This window comes from Bradyrhizobium sp. 62 (genome assembly GCF_023073035.1).
GTDB lineage: Bacteria > Pseudomonadota > Alphaproteobacteria > Rhizobiales > Xanthobacteraceae > Bradyrhizobium.
Window position 1 is genome coordinate 26,709 of record NZ_JADPIT010000027.1, and the last position, 17,450, is coordinate 44,158.

Sequence of the window (17,450 nt, forward strand, 5' to 3'; positions counted from 1 at the left end):
CGGCTACGGTTGCCGTCATGATGCTTCGATCCGGCAATCCGGTCCTGCGACTGGGCAGGCTGATATTTGCGGCGCTTTCGGTCCTGCTCCTTGCCGGCGGTACCGGATGGCCGCAATCCGCACCGCCGGCGCTCGGCTTGCAGGAGCAAGGACCGCAGGCCGCACCGGCGCCCTCGACAGCCCCTCCATCGCCGCCGGTGCATGAGGAAAATCCCGGGCTGATCAACGAAATGGGCAAGCTGTTCGACAAGCTGCCCTCGATCCTGCCGCCGATCAAAAGCCCGAGCGAGACCATGAACGATTTGTCGCGCCTGGCGAAGCCGTCGACCATGGTGTCGGGGCGCGTGGCCTGTCCGGCCTCGTCGAACGGCGCGCCCGACTGCAAGCTCGCCGCCGACAAACTTTGCCAGAGCAAGGGGTACACGGAAGGCAAGAGCCTGAATGCCGACTCCGCGGAAAAGTGCTCGGCCAAGGTTCTGATTCCGGGCAGGCAACGCAAACCGGATGACTGCCGCACCGATACCTTCGTCACCAGCGCGCTGTGCCAGAACTGAGGACGTCGCGCGAGCAAGCAAGGAGCGCCCATGAGTCGCACGGAGCAGGACTTCCTCGGACAGCGTGAGATCGCCGACGACATCTATTACGGCGTCCAGACCATCCGCGGGAAGGAGAACTTCCACATCACCGGCATTCCGATGAACCAGGAGCCTTACTTCGTAAAGGCGCTTGGTTACGTCAAGAAGGCCGCCGCCATGGCCAACCGCGATCTCGGGGCGGTGGACACCAAAGTCGCGGAAGCCATTATCGTGGGCTGCGATCGCGTCATCGCCGGCGATATGATGGACCAGTTCGTCACCGACTTCATCCAGGGCGGGGCCGGCACCTCCACCAACATGAACGCCAACGAGGTGATCGCCAATCTCGCGCTGGAATCGCTCGGCTTTGCGAAGGGCGATTACCAGCACGTCAGCCCCAACGATCACGTCAATTACGGCCAGTCGACCAACGACACCTATCCGACGGCCTTTCGGCTGGCGCTGATCCTGCGGCTCGAGAGCTACATGACGGCGCTGCGTCAACTCCAGGAGGCGTTCTTCGCCAAGGGCAGGGAGTTCGATCGCGTGCTGAAGATGGGCCGCACCCATCTACAGGACGCGGTGCCGATGTCACTCGGCGCCGAATTCCGCGGTTGGGGCACCACCATGGGCGAGGAGGTCGATCGAATCTCCGAGGCCCGCGCGCTGCTGCGCGAGATCAATCTCGGCGCGACCGCGATCGGCACCTCCGTCACCGCTGCGCAGGGCTATCCCAAGCTCGCGGTCCGGCATCTGAGCGCGCTCACCGGCGTCGACTTCATCCTTGCAGGCGACCTCGTCGAGGCGACGTCGGATACCGGCGCCTATGTGCAGCTCTCCGGCGTCCTCAAGCGCACCGCGAGCAAGCTGACCAAGATCTGCAACGACATCCGCCTGCTCGCCTCGGGCCCGCGTGCCGGCTTCAACGAGATCAACCTGCCGCAGCTTCAGCCGGGCTCCTCGATCATGCCGGGCAAGGTCAATCCTGTCATCCCCGAGGTCGTCAACCAGACCAGCTTCCTCGTGATCGGGCTCGACACCACCGTGACGCTCGCGGCGTCCGCGGGTCAGCTCCAGCTCAATGTGATGGAGCCGGTGATCTCGTTCGCGCTGTTCTTCTCCATCCGCACCATGGAGCGCGCGGTCAACAGCCTGCGCGAGAATTGCGTCGTGGGCATCACTGCCAACGAGGAGCATACCCGCAACATGGTGCTGAACTCGTTGGGTATCGTTACGGTGCTGAAGCCGCTGCTCGGCTACAAGCAATGCGCCGAGATCGCGCGCGAGGGCTACAAGAGCGGCAAGTCACTGCACCAGATCGTCGTGGTCGAGCGTAAGCTGCTGACGCAGGAGAAATGGGACGAGATGTTCTCGTTCGAGCGGCTGATCAATCCGGACCTGATTGCGTGATGGCGTCGTCCCGCGCTGAATTCCGCGGCTTGGAATTGCGGTAACGCCGTCCTCCACGGCACCAAAACGCAATACTTGACAGTGGAAAGATTGCCTTGTTGGTATGGCTCCCAGCTTCGATTTGTCGCCAACAGAGGATCGTCTCGCAATGTCCATGCCTGCCTTGTTCAAGGGACGCCTGTCGATCCCGGTGATCGGTTCGCCGCTCTTCATCATCTCGGTGCCCGATCTCGTGATCGCGCAGTGCAAGGCGGGCGTGGTCGGCTCGTTTCCGTCGCTGAACGCACGGCCGCCGGAGCTGCTTGACGAGTGGCTGGCGCGCATCACCGAAGAGCTCGCGGCGTATGATCGCGCGCATCCCGATAAGCCGTCGGCGCCGTTTGCGGTCAACCAGATCGTGCACAAGTCGAACAACCGGCTCGACCATGACATGCAGCTCTGCGCCAAGTACAAGGTGCCGATGATCATCTCGTCGCTCGGTGCGCGCGAGGAGCTCAATCAGGCCGTGCACGGCTGGGGCGGCATCGTTTTCCACGATGTGATCAACCAGAAATTTGCGCACAAGGCGATCGAGAAGGGTGCCGACGGCCTGATCCTGGTCGCGGCGGGCGCGGGCGGCCATGCCGGCACGATCTCGCCGTTGGCGTTCGTCGCCGAAACTCGAAAATGGTTCGACGGCCCGATCGCGCTGTCGGGCGCGATCGGCAACGGCAAGGCGATCCGCGCCGCGCGCATTCTCGGCGCCGACTTTGCCTATATCGGCTCGGCCTTCATCGCCACCAAGGAAGCCAATGCGGTCGAGAAGTACAAGGAGATGATCGCGGGCGCGACGGCCGATGACATCGTCTATTCCAACCTCTTCACCGGCGTGCATGGCAACTATCTGAAGCCGTCGATTCTCGCCGCCGGTATGGATCCGGAGAACCTGCCGACGTCCGATCCCTCCAAGATGAACTTCGGCACTGATGCCTCCGGCGAGCGTGCCAAGCCAAAAGCCTGGAAGGAAATCTGGGGTTCAGGCCAAGGCGTCGGCAGCATCGACGGCATCGTGCCCGCCGCCGAAATGATCGCGCGCTTCAAGAGGGAATACGACGAGGCGGTTGATCCGCCGTTGTGATCTTAGTCGTCCGGCTAGTGCCCAATTGCGCACTAGGGGCCGGGACGACACTTTTTGCTGAACTCCGCACATGCATCACGGAGAACCGATGATCCCCATCTACCGCGTCGACGGCGACAGCGTCGTCACCAGCCCGGATGCTGCGGGCCCGTGGGACCGGCGTATGCAGCACGGTTCGGCGCCGGCCTCGCTGGTGACGTGGGCGGCTGAGCGTATTCCGACGCCTGTCGCGATGGACATCGCGCGCGTCACCATCGACCTGATGCGCCCGGTGCCGGTGGCGCCGCTCACGATCGCGACCGAGATCTTGCGCGAGGGCCGCAAGATCCAGCTCTGCGGGGTCAAGCTGCTCGCCGACGGCGTACAGGTGGTCGGCGCCACCGTGCTCAAGATCAAGCGCCAGGCGCTGACGCTGCCCGAGGACGTCAAGGCGCTGCCGGTTACGCTGCCGTCCCCGGAGGACTCGCTGCTCGAGGACGGTCATGCCGCCACCAGTCCGTTCGTGCGATCGGTGTCGATGCGTGCCGCGCGCGGCCGCTTCGGCCAGGCCGGCGCCGGCGCGATCTGGTTTCGCGTCGACCATCCCCTGATCGCAGGCGAACCGCTCTCGCAGGCGATGCGCGCCGTGGTCGCGGCCGATTTTTCCAATGGCACCGCCTCGTCGCTCGATTTCCGCGCCTGGACCTATATCAACGCCGACCTCACCGTGAGCTTTTCGCGCCAGCCGATCGGCGAATGGATCCTGCTCGACGGCGATTCCTGGATCGGTCCCGATGGCGCCGGGCTTGCGATGTCGCGGCTCGCCGACCGGCAGGGCTATTTCGGCCGCGCCGTGCAAAGCCTTGTGATCGAGAAGCGGTAAGGCACCTTTTCTATCCCACCATCCGGCCCCGCCCGCTCCAAAAGCTCCCGCGCAGCACCTTCTTGTCGACCTTGCCGACACCCGTCATCGGGAGTTGCTTGACGAACTGGATCTGCTTCGGCGCATGGGCCGAGCCTTTTCGCGTCTTCACCAGATTGATCAGTTCATCGGCGTCAGGTTTTGCGCCTTCGCGCAGGACGACGACAGCCGTGACGGCTTCGCCCCATTTCTCGTCGGGGATGCCTACGACCGCCACCATGGCCACGTCCGCATGCTGCGACAGCACGTCCTCGACCTCGCGCGGAAAGATGTTGAAGCCGCCGGAGACGATCATGTCCTTCTTGCGGTCGAGGATGAACATGTAGCCGCGATCGTCCTTGCGAGCGATGTCGCCGGTGTGCACCCAGCCGTTCTTCAGCGTCTCGGCGGTGATGTCCGGCCGCTTCCAGTACTCCGCCATGACGTGTGGAGCGCGCACGCAGATTTCGCCGGCTTCGCCCGTCTTCACTTCCTGGTCGTTGTCGTCGAGGATCTTGACCTCGCACGCCGCGATCGGGAAACCGCATGACAGGAACAGCTCCGGCCTGTTGGGATCGTGATCCGCCTTGCGCAGCACCGAGATTGGATAGCATTCGGTCTGGCCGTAGAGCTGCGAGAACACCGGCCCGATCCGCTCGATGCCCTCGATCAGCCGGCTCGGTGACATCGCGGAGGCGCCATAGAGCACGAGCTCAAGCGAGGAGAGGTCGGTTTTGTCGAGCGCGGGATGATCGAGCAGCACGTAGATCATGGTCGGCACGAACAGCGTGAAGTTGATGCGCTCGCGTGCGATCGTCGCCAGTACCGCCTCGGGATCAAAACCCTTCAGCATGTGCACGGTGCCGCCCCGCATCAAGGTCGGCAGCACTTTCGTGCCGGCGACATGGCTGATCGGTGCCACCGCGAGGTAGCGCGCGCCATCGGGGATCTCGAAGTCCGCAAGGATCGCGGCCGCGGCTCCGGCATTTTCGCGGTGGTAGCGCAACGCGCCCTTGGATTTGCCGGTCGTGCCACCGGTGTAATTCAGGGTGGACAGATCGTCGGGGCCGGCGAGGCAATGCGCGCTGGCATGGCCTTCGATCTCGATCGCCTGCAAGAGGTCGACGCCGTAGTCAGCCGGTCCCGTGGTGAACACCGCCTTGAGCCAGGCCGCCTGTGCGGCGAGCTCGCCGCCGCGCTCGCGGAAGGAGCCCGCATCGACCACCAGCATTTCGGCCCCGGAATCCTCGAGCTGGAACAGCTGGTCTCCCCGCGATCCCAAAGGATGCAGCCAGGTGACGCAGAGCCGCGACAATTGCGCGGCGACGCCGGCGCACCATGTGTCGGCGCGGTTCGCGGTGAGGAAGGCGACCCGCGCGCCGGGCCGCAATCCAAGCCGCATGAACAGGCCCTGGATGCGCCCGATCAGGTCGATGGTGCCCTGATAGCTCAGCGATCCGCCGGGCCACGCGAACGCGGTTCGGCCCGGGTAGCGCGACAGCGCCCGCAGCGCCTGCGCGCAAGTCGGAGACGATGCATGGAGCGGATCGGACATATGTTTCCTCGCTGCTTTGTCATCGGCTTCCGGCGTGCCAATGTTTACCGCGACGCTAGCACAGGGAATGCGGGAGGGAACGACTAAGCCCGCGCGAGGGAGGCATGCGTGACGTCAGATCGGCTGCAACGTTTCCACGGTCGTCTCGCCCTGCCGCTGATCGCCGCGCCGATGTTTCTGGTGTCGGGCGTCGAGCTCATGGTCGCCGCCTGCCGCAACGGTGTGATCGGTAGCTTCCCCAGCGCGAATTGCCGTAGCACCGAGCAACTCGATGAATGGCTCACCGACATCGAAGCGCGGCTGCTGCGGCATGAAGATCAAACCGGCCGCAAGGCCGCGCCGCTGTGCCCAAACCTGATCGTGCACCGCTCCAACGCGCGGCTGGAGCAGGATCTCGCCGTGTTGCTGCGCCACAGGCCGGAGATCGTCATCACCTCGGTCGGCTCCCCCACACCGGTGCTCAAGCCGCTGCACGACGCCGGCGCCTTGGTGCTTGCGGATGTTGCCTCGATCCGCCACGCCGAACGCGCGGCGGAAGCAGGTGCCGACGGGCTCGTGCTGCTTACTGCGGGCGCGGGCGGGCAGACCGGCTGGCTCAACCCGTTCGCCTTCGTCCGTGCGGTGCGGGCGTTCTACGATGGCATCATCGTGCTCGCGGGGGGTATCAGCGACGGCCACGCATTGCGCGCGGCCGAAGTGCTCGGCTGCGATCTCGGCTACATGGGCACGAAGTTCATCGCGACCCACGAGAGCATGGCGGATGATCGTTACAAGCGGCTTCTGGTCGAGAGCAGCGCCGACGATATCCTGCTGACCACCGCGTTCACGGGACTTCAAACCAGCATGCTAAAGCCGTCGATCGTCGCCGCGGGTCTCGATCCCGACGACCTGCCGGCGCGCGGGGCCATCGACATCGCCAAGGACATCGACGTCGCCGCACGGGAGAACCGGCCAAAGCGCTGGCGCGATATCTGGAGCGGTGGGCACTCGACATCCGGCGTGACCGACGTGCTCGCGGTTGACGATCTCGTCGCAGGGACGGTCGCCGAGTATCGAGGGGCGGGTGGCCGCGTCTCCCCGTGAAAATGCGGAGACCGACAGGGCCCGTCGCCCCTCACGGTTAATCGAGCGCTCCTTAGAGGCCCCCACTTAACGGCAGATTAACCAACGCCCGGCAAGAATCCCTCTCACGGCGCCAATCAGGACCGAGAGGGACAGGCGATGGACTTCGACTTTCTCAACGCCAGGACGGCGGCTTCGCTGGACGAGATTCGTGTTCGCGTAGCCCATGCGCTGGCCCGCCACCCGCTGTGCCGCAATGTGCGCTTCGACATCGTCAGCGTCCCCCGCACCCGCCGGGGCGGCAATTGGACGGTGGCGCTGCAATCGGTCGAGCCGCGCGGAGTCTGGGAGGCCTCGGAGATCGTGGCCGACATCCAGGACGCCTACGATCTGGCGATAGCTGCCTGATTTTGTTGAGCTTTCTAGGCAATGTCGCCGTAGTCCGCGCGATTGCCGTCGCAATGGCACGGTTAAGCCTTAATTTTCGCCCAGTTTCCGGGCAGTGATCACGTGGACTTGAAGCCGGTTGCGGAGAGACGTTTGTCGAAAGCCATCACCATCGTCGTGCTGACCTGCTTCCTCGTCCTCGGCGCCGCCACCACCGCCATTCTCGGCCGCGACAGCGTGCCCAGCGTCAGCGCCGAAATGATCACGCAGGCGCCGGCACCCAAGCCGCTTGCAACCGATCGGGCCGCCAAGGCCGATCGTCTGGTTCCGACGCTGGCACTGGCCTCGGCCGCGTTCGACCCGGTCCAGGTTCCTGCCGACAAGCTCTCGCAGATGCCCGTGCTGACCGAGCCGCTGCGCCAAGCGTTTGCCGCCGCCACGCCAGCGGATTTCCCGATGCCTAAGGCGAGCGTGAACGAGGCTCCGGCCGCTGCAGACATTCCTGCCGTCGAAGTCCCGGCCAAGCCGAAGGTCGTCGCCAAGCCGCAGCCGCAAAAATCCTATTCGCTATTGTCCGACGTGCAGATCGCGGGCATCAGGGACCGTCTGAAGTTGTCGTCGTCGCAAGAATATTACTGGCCCTCGGTCGAAACCGCGCTGCGCAATGTTGTCCGCAAGATCTCGGCAAACAAGCTGTCCAATCCGAACGTGCAGGGTGTTCCGATCGATCCCAATTGCGACGAGGTCCAGCAGTTGAAGTCGGCGGCGATGCCGCTGCTGTTCCAGCTGCGTGACGACCAGAAAGAGGAAGTGCGCAAGCTCGCCCGCATCATCGGGCTCGAGAAGGTGGCGCAGCAGATCTAACGCGCAAGTTTCTTCCGGAATCAAGTTCCTCCCGGAACTGCGCCTGTATCGGGAACATCCGGCAATCGACAAGCGTTGCCCGCTCCAAAGAGGGAGTGGACCAATGCGCGCCTCGACAGCCTATTTCGTCGGTGCAGGAACCATCGTCGCAGCCATCGCCATTGGTCTCGGCGGCGGCATTGTCGCCGCCAATATCATGAATCCGGTCTCGCCCAAGCAGGGGCCTGATACCAGCAAGATGGCGCAACGCGCTGACGCCAAGCCCGGCACGACGGATGCGCCATCCGAGCGCCTGCAATATCTCACCGGCTCGCAAGCATTTGGCGCCATGGTCGCCGCGCCAGCGCAGGCCGAAGCGAAATCCGACGCTAAACCCGAATCCACGCCTGAAGCAAAATCCGAAGCCGCGAAGCCCGGCACGCAGACCACTCAGGCCAACGCTGAACAGCCAGCGCAACAGCCTTCGCAAGCGGCTGCGGTAGAGCCGCCCAAGCCAGCGCCGGCATCGCCTCCGCAACTCGCGAAGCCTGCTGCACAGCAGGCGTCGACAGAGCCGTCATCCCCACCCGACAACGCCTTTGCCAAGGCCAGAGATTCTGACGTCAAGCGGGCCACGTCTGAACGGCGCCGGACGGAGCGCCGTGAGCGTTGGGCCGAGCGCCGTCATTACGATTCCCGCGAGCCGCGTGGGATGCGCGACCGGACCGATTGGGACGACGTCGCGCGCAACATCCGCGAAGATGCCGACGCGCGCGAGGTCCCGAGCCGGCCGCGCGGCGGCTTTCCGCAGATCAGGCTATTCGGCGACGACGATTAGGTCCGTCCTCGCCGTCGCGCGCGATCTATGACGGGCGCATCGACGGCTATGGTCTGACGCAACACCCGCGAGATTTGTGCCGCGGACGGCGGCCACTCACCCGCCGTGCGACTCCACGACCTTGCGGCAGCCGTCCGAAAGCTTCGACTTGTTCTCGCGCAGGCAGGCATTCATCTGCGGCGGCTTGCCGATGTGTTCGACGCAGAATTTGCTCGCGTCGCTTCGGCAGGTCATCTGCTCCTGTGGGGTCGGACCGGATTGCGCAGCGGCGGTCTGGGCCGTAGCGGCGAGCAGCAGCACGGCAAGAACCGAAATCTTCATAAAACACCTCCTTGGAATGTCGTTGGTCCCGCCTGGGATCAAGCGGGCCGGACCATCTCGCGAGCGCCGGGCGCAGGTCCATGCCATGTTCATGGCATCGGCCAGCCCGTCCCGCCGCCGTACCCCCATTTTCATGGCATGTATCAGCGCGCCGTCTTTTGTCATTCAGGCTGCACGTCGGCTGCGAGACCCGGTGATTGCATCGGGACGCCGAACGGCAAGCAGGAGAGCAAGATGTCGAAAAGAGCGGGAGCGCTGAGCGCCGGGTTGACGATTTTGGCGCTGGCAGGTTCGGCGATGGTGTCGCTGGGCACGAGCCCGGCGCAAGCGGTGGTCTATTGCAAGACGGTCGGCATACCCAAAGGCTGCGTGGTGCGACCGGCGGCAGCGGTGAGGGTAGCGCCGGCCGCCGCGGTCGCCGTGGCGACACCCGGGGTCGGTGCGCCCGGTGTCGGCGTGCGCGCGGGCTCGCCGATGAATCGCGGTGGTCCGGTCAATCGCGTGGGCGTGCGCTGAGAACAACGAAAGAGTTCGGGCGAAGGAGCCGTGCGGACGAACTCCCCGTCCTCCGCAGGCAAATCATGCGGCCCGTCCCTCTCTCCGCGCGTCCCACACGTTCGGAGAGGGGGCTTTTCAGCCGACGGCGGCACCGCTGTCGGGGAAAATCTGCGGCAATTGCAGCCGCACGCGCGTGCCTGAGGAATCCGAGCTCAGATCGAGCATCGCCCCGCAGCGCGCGGCACGGCTCCTCATGTTGCGAAGGCCCCGCGCGGTCTGGCTCGCGTCGGTGGCCCCGCCGCTGCCGACCGGCGCACAACCGTTCGCAAAGCCCTTGCCGTCATCCGCGACCCTGATCACACCGTACGGTCCCTGACCTCCGTCGACCGTCTCGATGGTGACCGCGATGCGGCGGGCCTCTGCGTGCTTGACCGCATTGGTCACGGCCTCGTCGAGGATGCGCACGATCTGGATGACATGCCATGGCCTGAGCTCGGGATGCAGCGGCAGCCCTTGCGGCGTCGCCACGTGCCAGTCGAGTGCGATGTCGTGTGGTCGCAATTGTGCGGTCGCGCGCTCGCGCCAGGAGCCGAGTGCGAGCATCAGGTCGCCGCCGATGTCGTCCATGGAGTCGATGACGAGGCGGAGGTCTTTCAGCGCCGCACGGGCGGCGTCAGTGATGGTCGCGCCCTCGTGCCCGCGCTCGGACAGTGCCACGATGCTGATGAGCTGGCCGCCGAGGCCGTCATGCAGGTCGCGCATCAGTCGCGTGCGCTCATTGGCAAGCGCGGCGGCCCGCGCACGCTCCTCCTCGCGGGCAAAGCTCGCCTTCAGCCGCTCCTCGGCCTCGCGTACGCGCGTTACGAGCTGGCCGGCAAAGCTGTCGACCTGGTTCAGCGCGCGCGCGAACCGCCAGGTCAAGCCGGCGCCGATCGCGACCAGCATCGCCGAATAGGACAGGCGCGAGAGGAAGATGCGCTCGTCGGTCACGATCTCGAACACCGACAGCATGTCGTGGACCCAGCAGATCAGCACGATGGTCACCGCGCAGCCGAGCGTGAAGCTTGCCGCGTCCTGCCGCCGCACCACTGCGGCAGCTGTGACGCAGGCCATCAGCAACAGGCAGATCCCGACGGTCGGAATCCCCAACAGGAGAAACAGAATGCGCGGCAACGGCGGGCCGGCGATCAGCCCGACACTGAACACGACGAGCCCCGGCGCGAACAGCAGCATGCCGTAACGCGGCCAACGCCAGCCGAAGAACAGCACGCCGAATACGACGACCAGGGCGCTCTCGATCGGTGCGGACGCGAGCAACACCGCGGCGAGCCGGGACGTGTTGACGGGGGGCACCGGTGGTGGCGCGAAGGCCTGCACCACGCCGAGTACCATCGCTACGGCCAGCACGCCGTAAACCGGCTCGCGGCGGCGCATCAGCCACATGATAGCCAGGATGACGGCGAGGATCGATTGCCAGGCGGAGAACACCACGGGCAACGTGACGAACATCAGCGTGCGTGTCTCGTAGGCCGGCCGCAAGGCCGCATCCGGCCCGACATAGACGGTGTCGAGAAAGCCCTTGAGCGGTCCCCAAACCAACAGCCGCACCGTGATCTCGTTCGCGCCCTCGCGCAGCAGCGAGGACGGGATCGACCCGATCTGCGGAGTGTTGCGGTCGGGCCGGTTGGCGTTGGCATCGCGTCGGGAATCCAGGATGATGACGCCGTTGATTGAGACCTCCACCGCATTGCTGAAGCGCGGCAGGAATACCGACCATCCCGACGCCACATCGCCGCGGCGGAACGTGAAGGCGCCGCTGTAGAGCGGCGGGTCGGCCAGGGAATAGCGTGACGACGTGAAATGCGGCAGCGTCACGGGGCGCGCCACGCCGTCCTCGCGCAGCGAGAATTCGCTCAGGGCAAAGTCGTCGGGGTCGCTGGGCTGGAGCAGCCGCAGCCCGAGGACAGTTGCGACCAATATCAGTGCCTGGAGCAGCAGATAGGGCACGAGGCGCGAGACCAGCAGCCGGCGCCGCGCGGGTTTGACCGGTGCCTTCGCCGCGATTTCGCTCACAGCTTGATCAGGCCCTGCTGCACTGCTTCGAACACCGCTTCGCTGCGGGTGTGCACTTCGAGCTTGCGATAGATGTTCTTGATGTGGCCGGGCACGGTCTGCCTGGACAGGCCGAGATGGCTCGCGATCTCGGCGTAGCTGAAGCCCTTGGCGATGCCCCAGAGGATGTCGATCTCGCGTGGGGTGAGCCTTGCGGTGTTGAGCGCGGGGCCGGGCGGAGGCTCGGCCGCATTCTGCGCGGTACCCTGCGTTCTGCGCACGATGAAACGGGCGATCGAGGCCGAGATTGGCGAATGGCCGGCGACCAGATCGCGCACGGTGGTGGCGATGTCGGTGGGGAACGCATCCTTCAGGAGATAGCCGGTGGCGCCGACCGTGATCGCGGAGATCACACTTTCTTCGTCGCCGAGCGCCGAGATCACCATGATCTCGGTGTCGGGAAAGCGTTGCCTTGTCTCGCGGATCAGCTCGACGCCGTGGCCGTCGGGCAGCCGCAGATCGGTGAGCAGCACGCGCGGCGCCCGGTCGCCGAGCCCGGCGCGGGCCTCTGCGAGCGTGCCGGCGCTGCGCACCTCGTAACCGGCCTTGACCAGCGCGTCGTGGAGCCGCCAGCAGGTCGGCGCGTCGTCCTCGACGAGGAGGATGGTGATGGCTTCACCCGTCTCGCCCTGTTCGGTCATGATCATCGTCCTGCACCGCGTGTCCCCCGCGGCGCAGGGCCAAGTTTAGCTGCGGTGCGGGCGCCGCGACACCCATAATCATGGGGGCGCATTGTCACTCTTCCGCCGTCGCGGACGCCGCCTATCGCTTTGCTGCGGCCGATGGCGTCGGCGGCACTGGCAGACGCTGCACCGTGATTAGCGCCGTGCGGCGTTGCTCGCCCTGGGTTGAGGGGCTGGCGAGATCCTTGCCTCCGTCCAGGATGGCTCTTCTACGAAGCCTCTCCCCGCGGCGGTGGGTATCGCCGGGCCAGCGCCGACAACGGCAAGTGTCGCTCGCCCTCCGGCAGCTCCAGATAGGCGAGCACGAGCGGCCGCTTCCAGTCACCGACGCCGAAATCCATCGCCATCCATTTCTGCGGTTCGGGGCCCTCGAGACCGCGCACCCAGACGAAGAAGCGGGGGACGTCGTCAGCGTCCGTTTCGGTCGCGCGTCTCCTGGCCATCGAAGCTGCTCGCTGCATCAACATAGATTGCCCTACGATATAGGGACCGGCTCTGCGAAGTCGAACCCGTCGAGGGAGGCTCGTGCAGGGAAGCACGCGGCCCTCTCCTGGCGAAGTGTCCCAAGGATGGGGATGTGAGCCGGACGGCGGCCCGCTCTCGTCACTGCCAGAGTTCGCAGGTCGCAACCCGGTTGATGTCCGCGAGCCGCCGGCTGGTGTCGCCCGCGAGGTCGAGGCTTGCGACCAGCGTCAGCAGGCGATGATAGGCGCCGTCAGCGACCTCGACGGGCAGCGGGGCCTCATCGAACGTCTCGACATAGCTGCCGACGAGACCGCTCAACAGACGGCACAGGCCGCGCTGTTCGGGGTCGTCGCGGCCGAGCGTCTCGAGCTTTTGCTGAAAGATCCGGAAGGTGCGCAGGCCGTGGTGCTGTTGCGAAAGCCACGTGTGCAGGTCGTTCATATGAGCTCCTTCGAATTGCGGAAGAAGCTACCGGTTTATACAGGTGGCATGTGACGATTGCTAGGGAGGGGGAGGCCGAGACAGTCCGTCTTCGCCAAGAGGCTTCGCCGGACACGCTTCACCCTTTCGGGCTTGGCGGGCTGCGCCACGCGAAGCCCGAAAAGGGCGAAGCGTGGTGCCCCTGGCCGGAATCGAACCAGCACTCCTTGCGGAACTCGATTTTGAGTCGAGCGCGTCTACCAGTTCCGCCACAGGGGCCCTCGGTCGGCCCTGAGCGGGCGTCGCGAAGCCGGCGGACTATAGCCATGGACCAAGCGGGGTCAACCCGCGCCAAAGTGATCCCGGCCGTTCTCGACAGCCGCATGAGCCGGGGTTACAGCCTTGGAAAGCGACCCATCGAAAAGAGGCTGCCGTGACGACCCAGAGTGCCGCAATACCTGCATTCAAACCGGCGGCCACGAGCCCCGCGCTGGTCGCTTCGCTCGCGGTCACGCTGATTGCAGCCGCGACGATCGCAGGCGCCTGGTTCTTCCAGCTGGTGCTCGGGATCGTGCCCTGTCCGCTGTGCCTGGAGCAGCGCTACGCCTATTACCTCGCGATCCCGCTGGGCCTGCTCATCGCACTCGCGGCGCGGGGCGGTGCGCCGAGGCCGCTGCTGTTCGCGGGCCTCGCGATCCTTGTGCTGGCGAGCCTCGCCAATGCCGGACTCGGCACCTATCACGCCGGCGTCGAATGGGGCTTTTGGAAGGGACCGACCGACTGCTCCGGTCCCGTCGTCAATCTCGGCAGCGCCACCGACCTGCTGTCGCGACTCGACACCGTGAAGGTGGTCCGCTGCGACGAGGTGCAGTGGCGCTTCCTCGGCCTCTCGCTTGCCGGCTACAATTTGCTGATCTCGCTGTTGATAGCTGCGATCGCCGCGTGGGGATTCGTTGCGACTGCGAAGCGCTAAGGCTCAATCATCCACATCGTCCTGCGTCCGGCCGAACAGGTGCACGATGCCTGGCGTCGCGATCGTCACGAAGACGAAACGCGAGAGGTGATGTGCGCCGACGAAGATCGGGTCGATGTGCAGCGTCAGGGCCAGCGCCAGCATGGCGTCCATCGCGCCCGGTGCGTAGGCGACCACGACGTCGGAGAATTTCACCTGCGTGGTGAGCGCCACGATGCCGACGAAGATCGCGGAGACGGCGATGGCGACGGCAAACGAGCCCAGCGCCGCGTTGATGTGGCCGGCGAGCGTCTTGATCTGCATCCGCGCGAAGCGGCTGCCGATCAGGGCGCCGATGCCGATCAGCGCCACGCCGCGTACCCAGTCCGGCAGGCCGCCCTCGACCCAGCCTGCGCCATGCAACACGCTCGAGCCGATCATCGCGCCGAACATCCAGCTCGCCGGAAACCTGATCAGCCGCAGGACGAGCGCCGCGGCCAGCGAGGCCGCGACCAGCTCGACGAGGTCGAGCGGAGAGGCGATGGTCGTCGTCAGCGATGGCGCGACGGAGGGCGCGACGCCGGCGAACGCCAGCACCATCGGCAGCGCCGCGGTGAGGATGATCACGCGCATGGTCTGCACCACAGCGATGCCCGGCAAGTCGGCGCCGCGCTCGACCGCCAAAATCGTGATCTGCGACAGCGCGCCGGGGCTGCCCGCAAGGAAGGCCGAGGTGCGGTCCCAGCCGTGGATGCGCTGGAGATAATAGCTCGAGCCGAAGGTCGAGCAGAAGGTCGCGAGCGCGAGCAGCCCGATGGTGAGCGGATAGGCACTGACCTGTTGAAGCAGGTGGCGCGAGACGACTGATCCTAACGAAATGCCGAGCAGCACCAGCACGGTCTGGGTCAGGATCGGCGGCAGCGTCAGCTGGCGACCGGCGATCGCGGCGATCCCGACCGCGATCATGGAGCCCGAGATCAATCCCCCCCGGAAGGCCCGCGAGCAAAAACACGAGGCCGCCGGCGGTGCCGATGACAAGCGTTTCCGTCGTGCTCAAGATCTTGGCACGGCTCGGCCATTCGAACGGCAGGGAGACGGTGATTTGCTTCACACCGCCTTATCGCAAAACAGCGAGAGGCGCACAATTGCGGCCACGTCATGCCGCAATGCGCGCGCCTCTCCCGAAGCCGCGAGCAGGGGGAAGGATTTACTTCTTGTCCGCAGCCGGCGCGGCCATACCGGCTTTGGCGGTCTTGATGCATTCGGAGCGGAATTTCTTGCGCTCCTTGCCGTGCAGGCCCTTGGCGTCGGCCTGCTTGGAGCATTCGAGCGACTCGGCCGAGTGCTCCTTCGGTGCCTTCTTGTCCATGGGGGCGGCGGTTGTGGTCTTGGTGTCGGTCTTTGCTGCCGGCGCGGCGGTCTGCGCGAAGGCAGTGCCGGTGGCGAGCAGGGAGGCGAGAGCGACGACGGCGAGGCGAGATGTGAAGGTCATGATGCTGCACTCTTCTTGCGGGAATTGCGAAGGGCGCGAAAGTCGGCTGGCCTTGCTGAACGCGACATGAATAATTCGAACGTGGAGGATCACTATATTTTGGCGGCAGCAGCCATCGCTTCCTTGTCGCGAGCCGGCGGCACGCTAGGATAGCAATCCTCGGTTCACTTCCCTCGGGGGAAGATCAAGGAGGAGACCAAGGATGACCATGCAATCAAAGTTGCTGTGTGCAGTTGCGCTGTCGGGCTTTGCCGCGCTGGTGGTGAGTGCGCCGGCGCAGGCGCTGACCTCGCAGGAGTGCAGCGCGAAATACCAGGCCGCCAAGAAGGACGGCTCGCTCGGCACCACGAAGTGGAATGACTTCCGCAAGGCCCAGTGCGGCGCGGATGCGACGCCAGCGGCTGCGCCGACCGCGGCCGCTCCTGCTGCTCCCGCCGAGCCGAAGCAGGCGAAGAAGGAGGCCGCCCCGGCTGCCGCGCCGACCCTGCCGGCCGGCCCCGCGATCTATCCGAACGCCGTTGATCCGAAATACGCCAAGGAGACCCCCGGCAAGGGGCGCCTGCACACCTGCGTCGACCAGTACAACGCCAACAAGACCACCAACGGCAATGGCGGCATGAAGTGGATCGAGAAGGGCGGCGGCTATTACAGCGAATGCAACAAGAAGCTGAAGGGCGCCGCCTGAGGCTTCAAGACGACGCAGAGGCCGGAGCCAAGCTCCGGCCTCTTGCTTTAATCCAGTAGCTTCTCGGCCGATTTCGCCACGAGCTGCGATCGCTTGCGCGGGCCGCGCTCGACGAACAGCAGGCTCTGGCCGAAGATGAAGCAGTAGAACAGGAAAGCCTGCGCTTCAGCTGCCTCGGTCTCGAGGCCGGTCGCGCGATAGAGTTCGGCGACGTGCTTCAGCCGCGCCGCGTCCACGTTCGCCACCGCTGCCGCGGCGCCCTCGTCCGAGCGGGCCCATTGCCGGATCGCAAGCTCGATTGCCATCCCGTCCGGATTGAGCCGCTCCGAATAGAGCTGGATCACTGCCCTCAGCCGTTCACGGGGCTCTTGGCCATCAAGGCTCGTCTGCTGCGCGATCGCCGTTGAGCGCCCCTCGCGCCAGCGCTCCAGCATGGCACCGAGCAGCGCGGCACGGTCGGCGAAGCGGCGGTAGAAGCCGCCCTTGGTGACGCCCAGATTCTTGGCGAGCACCTCGACCCGCACCCCCTCGACCCCCGATCGGGCGAGTTCGGTGAACCCTGCCTCGACCCAGACATCGCCTTTGCCGTCACTCATGCAGGCAGCCTCGCCGATTCTTGAGCAGCCTCGCCGATTCTTGATACGGTACCGTATTGTTAACGCGGGAGGAGGTTGATACGCTACCGTATCAACAATCAAAGCCAGAAAAGGTCAGGGAGAATTGCGATGGAGCAGGAGGCGACCTATCGCGGCACGGTCTATCCGTGGCAGTGCGATCACGTCGGCCACATGAACATCATGTGGTATGTCGGCAAGTTCGACGAAGCCAACTGGAATCTGTTCGCCCGGCTCGGGCTGACGCCGAGCTATCTGCGCGGCTCCGGCCGCGGCATGGCCGCCGTGCAGCAGAACATCACCTACAAGCGCGAGTTGCTCGCCGGCGACATCGTCGAGATCCGCAGTCACCTGCTCGAGATCCGCGACAAATCGATCCGCTTCCGGCACGACATGATCAATGCCGATACCGGCGAGATCGCCGCGTTCTGCGAGATCACGGGCGTGCACATGGACCGCAGCCTGCGCAAATCGGTGCTGTTCACGGACGACATTCGCGAGATCGCCTTGAGACATCTCGCCCAGCCGGCGGAGGCCTGAG

The 17,450-nt window shown here is 65.4% G+C and carries 20 protein-coding genes, 1 tRNA gene and 1 pseudogene; 12 read left to right on the forward strand and 10 right to left on the reverse strand.

Translation table 11 applies throughout. The features are described from left to right. Positions 1 to 17: 17 nt before the first annotated feature. The 4 genes from IVB47_RS25895 to IVB47_RS25910 all read left to right on the forward strand — a co-directional run bounded on the left by IVB47_RS25895 (position 18) and on the right by IVB47_RS25910 (position 3,964). Positions 18 to 554 carry a hypothetical protein gene (locus IVB47_RS25895; protein ID WP_247465560.1) on the forward strand — a complete coding sequence of 179 codons (537 nt, stop codon included), beginning with the start codon at positions 18 to 20 and terminating at the stop codon, positions 552 to 554. Between the two features lie 30 nt (positions 555 to 584). Next, complete coding sequence (locus IVB47_RS25900) at positions 585 to 1,985, forward strand: aspartate ammonia-lyase (protein ID WP_027565665.1); 1,401 nt, start codon at positions 585 to 587, stop codon at positions 1,983 to 1,985. A 148-nt stretch (positions 1,986 to 2,133) separates the two neighbouring features. After that, on the forward strand, positions 2,134 to 3,102 hold the full coding sequence (locus tag IVB47_RS25905; RefSeq protein ID WP_027565664.1) for a nitronate monooxygenase family protein: 969 nt from the start codon (positions 2,134 to 2,136) through the stop codon (positions 3,100 to 3,102). 88 nt (positions 3,103 to 3,190) lie between these two features. Then, positions 3,191 to 3,964 carry a thioesterase family protein gene (locus IVB47_RS25910; protein WP_247465562.1) on the forward strand — a complete coding sequence of 258 codons (774 nt, stop codon included), beginning with the start codon at positions 3,191 to 3,193 and terminating at the stop codon, positions 3,962 to 3,964. Between the two features lie 10 nt (positions 3,965 to 3,974). Here IVB47_RS25910 and IVB47_RS25915 read toward each other — a convergent pair whose 3' ends face one another. Next, positions 3,975 to 5,537: an AMP-binding protein gene (locus IVB47_RS25915; protein ID WP_247465564.1), complete on the reverse strand. Its 1,563-nt coding sequence runs from the start codon at positions 5,535 to 5,537 to the stop codon at positions 3,975 to 3,977. 108 nt (positions 5,538 to 5,645) lie between these two features. On the opposite strand from IVB47_RS25915, the gene IVB47_RS25920 reads away from it, so the two are divergent. The 4 genes from IVB47_RS25920 (at position 5,646) to IVB47_RS25935 (ending at position 8,667) form a co-directional block, all read left to right on the forward strand. Beyond that, positions 5,646 to 6,620 (forward strand): nitronate monooxygenase, encoded by a 975-nt coding sequence (locus IVB47_RS25920; RefSeq protein ID WP_247465566.1) that lies wholly within the window; start codon positions 5,646 to 5,648, stop codon positions 6,618 to 6,620. Between the two features lie 138 nt (positions 6,621 to 6,758). Beyond that, positions 6,759 to 7,007 (forward strand): hypothetical protein, encoded by a 249-nt coding sequence (locus IVB47_RS25925; RefSeq protein ID WP_247285759.1) that lies wholly within the window; start codon positions 6,759 to 6,761, stop codon positions 7,005 to 7,007. 132 nt (positions 7,008 to 7,139) lie between these two features. Next, positions 7,140 to 7,850 carry a hypothetical protein gene (locus IVB47_RS25930; protein WP_247465568.1) on the forward strand — a complete coding sequence of 237 codons (711 nt, stop codon included), beginning with the start codon at positions 7,140 to 7,142 and terminating at the stop codon, positions 7,848 to 7,850. A gap of 103 nt (positions 7,851 to 7,953) precedes the next feature. After that, positions 7,954 to 8,667, forward strand: a complete 714-nt coding sequence (locus tag IVB47_RS25935) for a hypothetical protein (protein WP_247465570.1) — start codon at positions 7,954 to 7,956, stop codon at positions 8,665 to 8,667. A 96-nt stretch (positions 8,668 to 8,763) separates the two neighbouring features. Here the strand turns inward: IVB47_RS25935 and IVB47_RS25940 are convergent, their stop codons facing one another. Continuing rightward, positions 8,764 to 9,153, reverse strand: coding sequence for a hypothetical protein (locus IVB47_RS25940; protein WP_247465572.1), 390 nt, complete (start codon positions 9,151 to 9,153; stop codon positions 8,764 to 8,766). 69 nt (positions 9,154 to 9,222) lie between these two features. Between IVB47_RS25940 and IVB47_RS25945 the strand changes: the two genes are divergently transcribed. Beyond that, positions 9,223 to 9,504: a hypothetical protein gene (locus tag IVB47_RS25945; RefSeq protein WP_247285761.1), complete on the forward strand. Its 282-nt coding sequence runs from the start codon at positions 9,223 to 9,225 to the stop codon at positions 9,502 to 9,504. Between the two features lie 117 nt (positions 9,505 to 9,621). Here the strand turns inward: IVB47_RS25945 and IVB47_RS25950 are convergent, their stop codons facing one another. From IVB47_RS25950 to IVB47_RS25970, 5 genes are all read right to left on the reverse strand, one after another. After that, entirely contained in the window at positions 9,622 to 11,559 is a 1,938-nt protein-coding gene (locus IVB47_RS25950) for an ATP-binding protein (RefSeq protein WP_247465576.1), read from the reverse strand. Beyond that, positions 11,556 to 12,239, reverse strand: a complete 684-nt coding sequence (locus IVB47_RS25955; protein WP_027565655.1) for a response regulator transcription factor — start codon at positions 12,237 to 12,239, stop codon at positions 11,556 to 11,558. The genes IVB47_RS25950 and IVB47_RS25955 overlap by 4 nt, the downstream gene beginning before the upstream one ends. Positions 12,240 to 12,490: 251 nt before the next feature. Beyond that, positions 12,491 to 12,724, reverse strand: a complete 234-nt coding sequence (locus tag IVB47_RS25960) for a hypothetical protein (RefSeq protein WP_247357768.1) — start codon at positions 12,722 to 12,724, stop codon at positions 12,491 to 12,493. Between the two features lie 160 nt (positions 12,725 to 12,884). Beyond that, on the reverse strand, positions 12,885 to 13,187 hold the full coding sequence (locus tag IVB47_RS25965) for a hypothetical protein (RefSeq protein WP_247465579.1): 303 nt from the start codon (positions 13,185 to 13,187) through the stop codon (positions 12,885 to 12,887). Between the two features lie 173 nt (positions 13,188 to 13,360). Then, positions 13,361 to 13,445 (reverse strand) — tRNA-Leu (locus IVB47_RS25970). 154 nt (positions 13,446 to 13,599) lie between these two features. On the opposite strand from IVB47_RS25970, the gene IVB47_RS25975 reads away from it, so the two are divergent. Next, on the forward strand, positions 13,600 to 14,139 hold the full coding sequence (locus IVB47_RS25975) for a disulfide bond formation protein B (RefSeq protein ID WP_247357770.1): 540 nt from the start codon (positions 13,600 to 13,602) through the stop codon (positions 14,137 to 14,139). 3 nt (positions 14,140 to 14,142) lie between these two features. Here the strand turns inward: IVB47_RS25975 and IVB47_RS25980 are convergent. Together IVB47_RS25980 and IVB47_RS25985 are read right to left on the reverse strand one after the other, a co-directional pair. Next, positions 14,143 to 15,229: pseudogene (locus tag IVB47_RS25980) on the reverse strand (AbrB family transcriptional regulator). Positions 15,230 to 15,325: 96 nt separating this feature from the next. Beyond that, positions 15,326 to 15,610 (reverse strand): PsiF family protein, encoded by a 285-nt coding sequence (locus IVB47_RS25985; protein WP_007597424.1) that lies wholly within the window; start codon positions 15,608 to 15,610, stop codon positions 15,326 to 15,328. A gap of 202 nt (positions 15,611 to 15,812) precedes the next feature. Here IVB47_RS25985 and IVB47_RS25990 point away from each other — a divergent pair, with 202 nt between their 5' ends. Beyond that, positions 15,813 to 16,295 carry a hypothetical protein gene (locus IVB47_RS25990; protein ID WP_247465584.1) on the forward strand — a complete coding sequence of 161 codons (483 nt, stop codon included), beginning with the start codon at positions 15,813 to 15,815 and terminating at the stop codon, positions 16,293 to 16,295. A gap of 47 nt (positions 16,296 to 16,342) precedes the next feature. Here IVB47_RS25990 and IVB47_RS25995 read toward each other — a convergent pair whose 3' ends face one another. After that, on the reverse strand, positions 16,343 to 16,891 hold the full coding sequence (locus IVB47_RS25995; RefSeq protein ID WP_027565649.1) for a TetR/AcrR family transcriptional regulator: 549 nt from the start codon (positions 16,889 to 16,891) through the stop codon (positions 16,343 to 16,345). Positions 16,892 to 17,020: 129 nt separating this feature from the next. Here IVB47_RS25995 and IVB47_RS26000 point away from each other — a divergent pair, with 129 nt between their 5' ends. After that, a complete protein-coding gene (locus tag IVB47_RS26000; RefSeq protein WP_247406832.1) occupies positions 17,021 to 17,449 on the forward strand; it encodes an acyl-CoA thioesterase in 429 nt (142 codons plus the stop codon). The last annotated feature ends 1 nt before the right edge of the window (position 17,450 follow it).

Bases quoted from the DNA above. Each gene is read 5' to 3' on its own strand.
- IVB47_RS25895 (WP_247465560.1), top strand. From the start codon at position 18: ATGATGCTTCGATCCGGCAATCCGGTCCTGCGACTGGGCAGGCTGATA.
- IVB47_RS25900 (WP_027565665.1), top strand. From the start codon at position 585: ATGAGTCGCACGGAGCAGGACTTCCTCGGACAGCGTGAGATCGCCGAC.
- IVB47_RS25905 (WP_027565664.1), top strand. From the start codon at position 2,134: ATGTCCATGCCTGCCTTGTTCAAGGGACGCCTGTCGATCCCGGTGATC.
- IVB47_RS25910 (WP_247465562.1), top strand. From the start codon at position 3,191: ATGATCCCCATCTACCGCGTCGACGGCGACAGCGTCGTCACCAGCCCG.
- IVB47_RS25915 (WP_247465564.1), bottom strand. From the start codon at position 5,537: ATGTCCGATCCGCTCCATGCATCGTCTCCGACTTGCGCGCAGGCGCTG.
- IVB47_RS25925 (WP_247285759.1), top strand. From the start codon at position 6,759: ATGGACTTCGACTTTCTCAACGCCAGGACGGCGGCTTCGCTGGACGAG.
- IVB47_RS25935 (WP_247465570.1), top strand. From the start codon at position 7,954: ATGCGCGCCTCGACAGCCTATTTCGTCGGTGCAGGAACCATCGTCGCA.
- IVB47_RS25940 (WP_247465572.1), bottom strand. From the start codon at position 9,153: ATGACAAAAGACGGCGCGCTGATACATGCCATGAAAATGGGGGTACGG.
- IVB47_RS25945 (WP_247285761.1), top strand. From the start codon at position 9,223: ATGTCGAAAAGAGCGGGAGCGCTGAGCGCCGGGTTGACGATTTTGGCG.
- IVB47_RS25955 (WP_027565655.1), bottom strand. From the start codon at position 12,239: ATGACCGAACAGGGCGAGACGGGTGAAGCCATCACCATCCTCCTCGTC.
- IVB47_RS25960 (WP_247357768.1), bottom strand. From the start codon at position 12,724: ATGGCCAGGAGACGCGCGACCGAAACGGACGCTGACGACGTCCCCCGC.
- IVB47_RS25965 (WP_247465579.1), bottom strand. From the start codon at position 13,187: ATGAACGACCTGCACACGTGGCTTTCGCAACAGCACCACGGCCTGCGC.
- IVB47_RS25985 (WP_007597424.1), bottom strand. From the start codon at position 15,610: ATGACCTTCACATCTCGCCTCGCCGTCGTCGCTCTCGCCTCCCTGCTC.
- IVB47_RS25990 (WP_247465584.1), top strand. From the start codon at position 15,813: ATGACCATGCAATCAAAGTTGCTGTGTGCAGTTGCGCTGTCGGGCTTT.
- IVB47_RS25995 (WP_027565649.1), bottom strand. From the start codon at position 16,891: ATGAGTGACGGCAAAGGCGATGTCTGGGTCGAGGCAGGGTTCACCGAA.
- IVB47_RS26000 (WP_247406832.1), top strand. From the start codon at position 17,021: ATGGAGCAGGAGGCGACCTATCGCGGCACGGTCTATCCGTGGCAGTGC.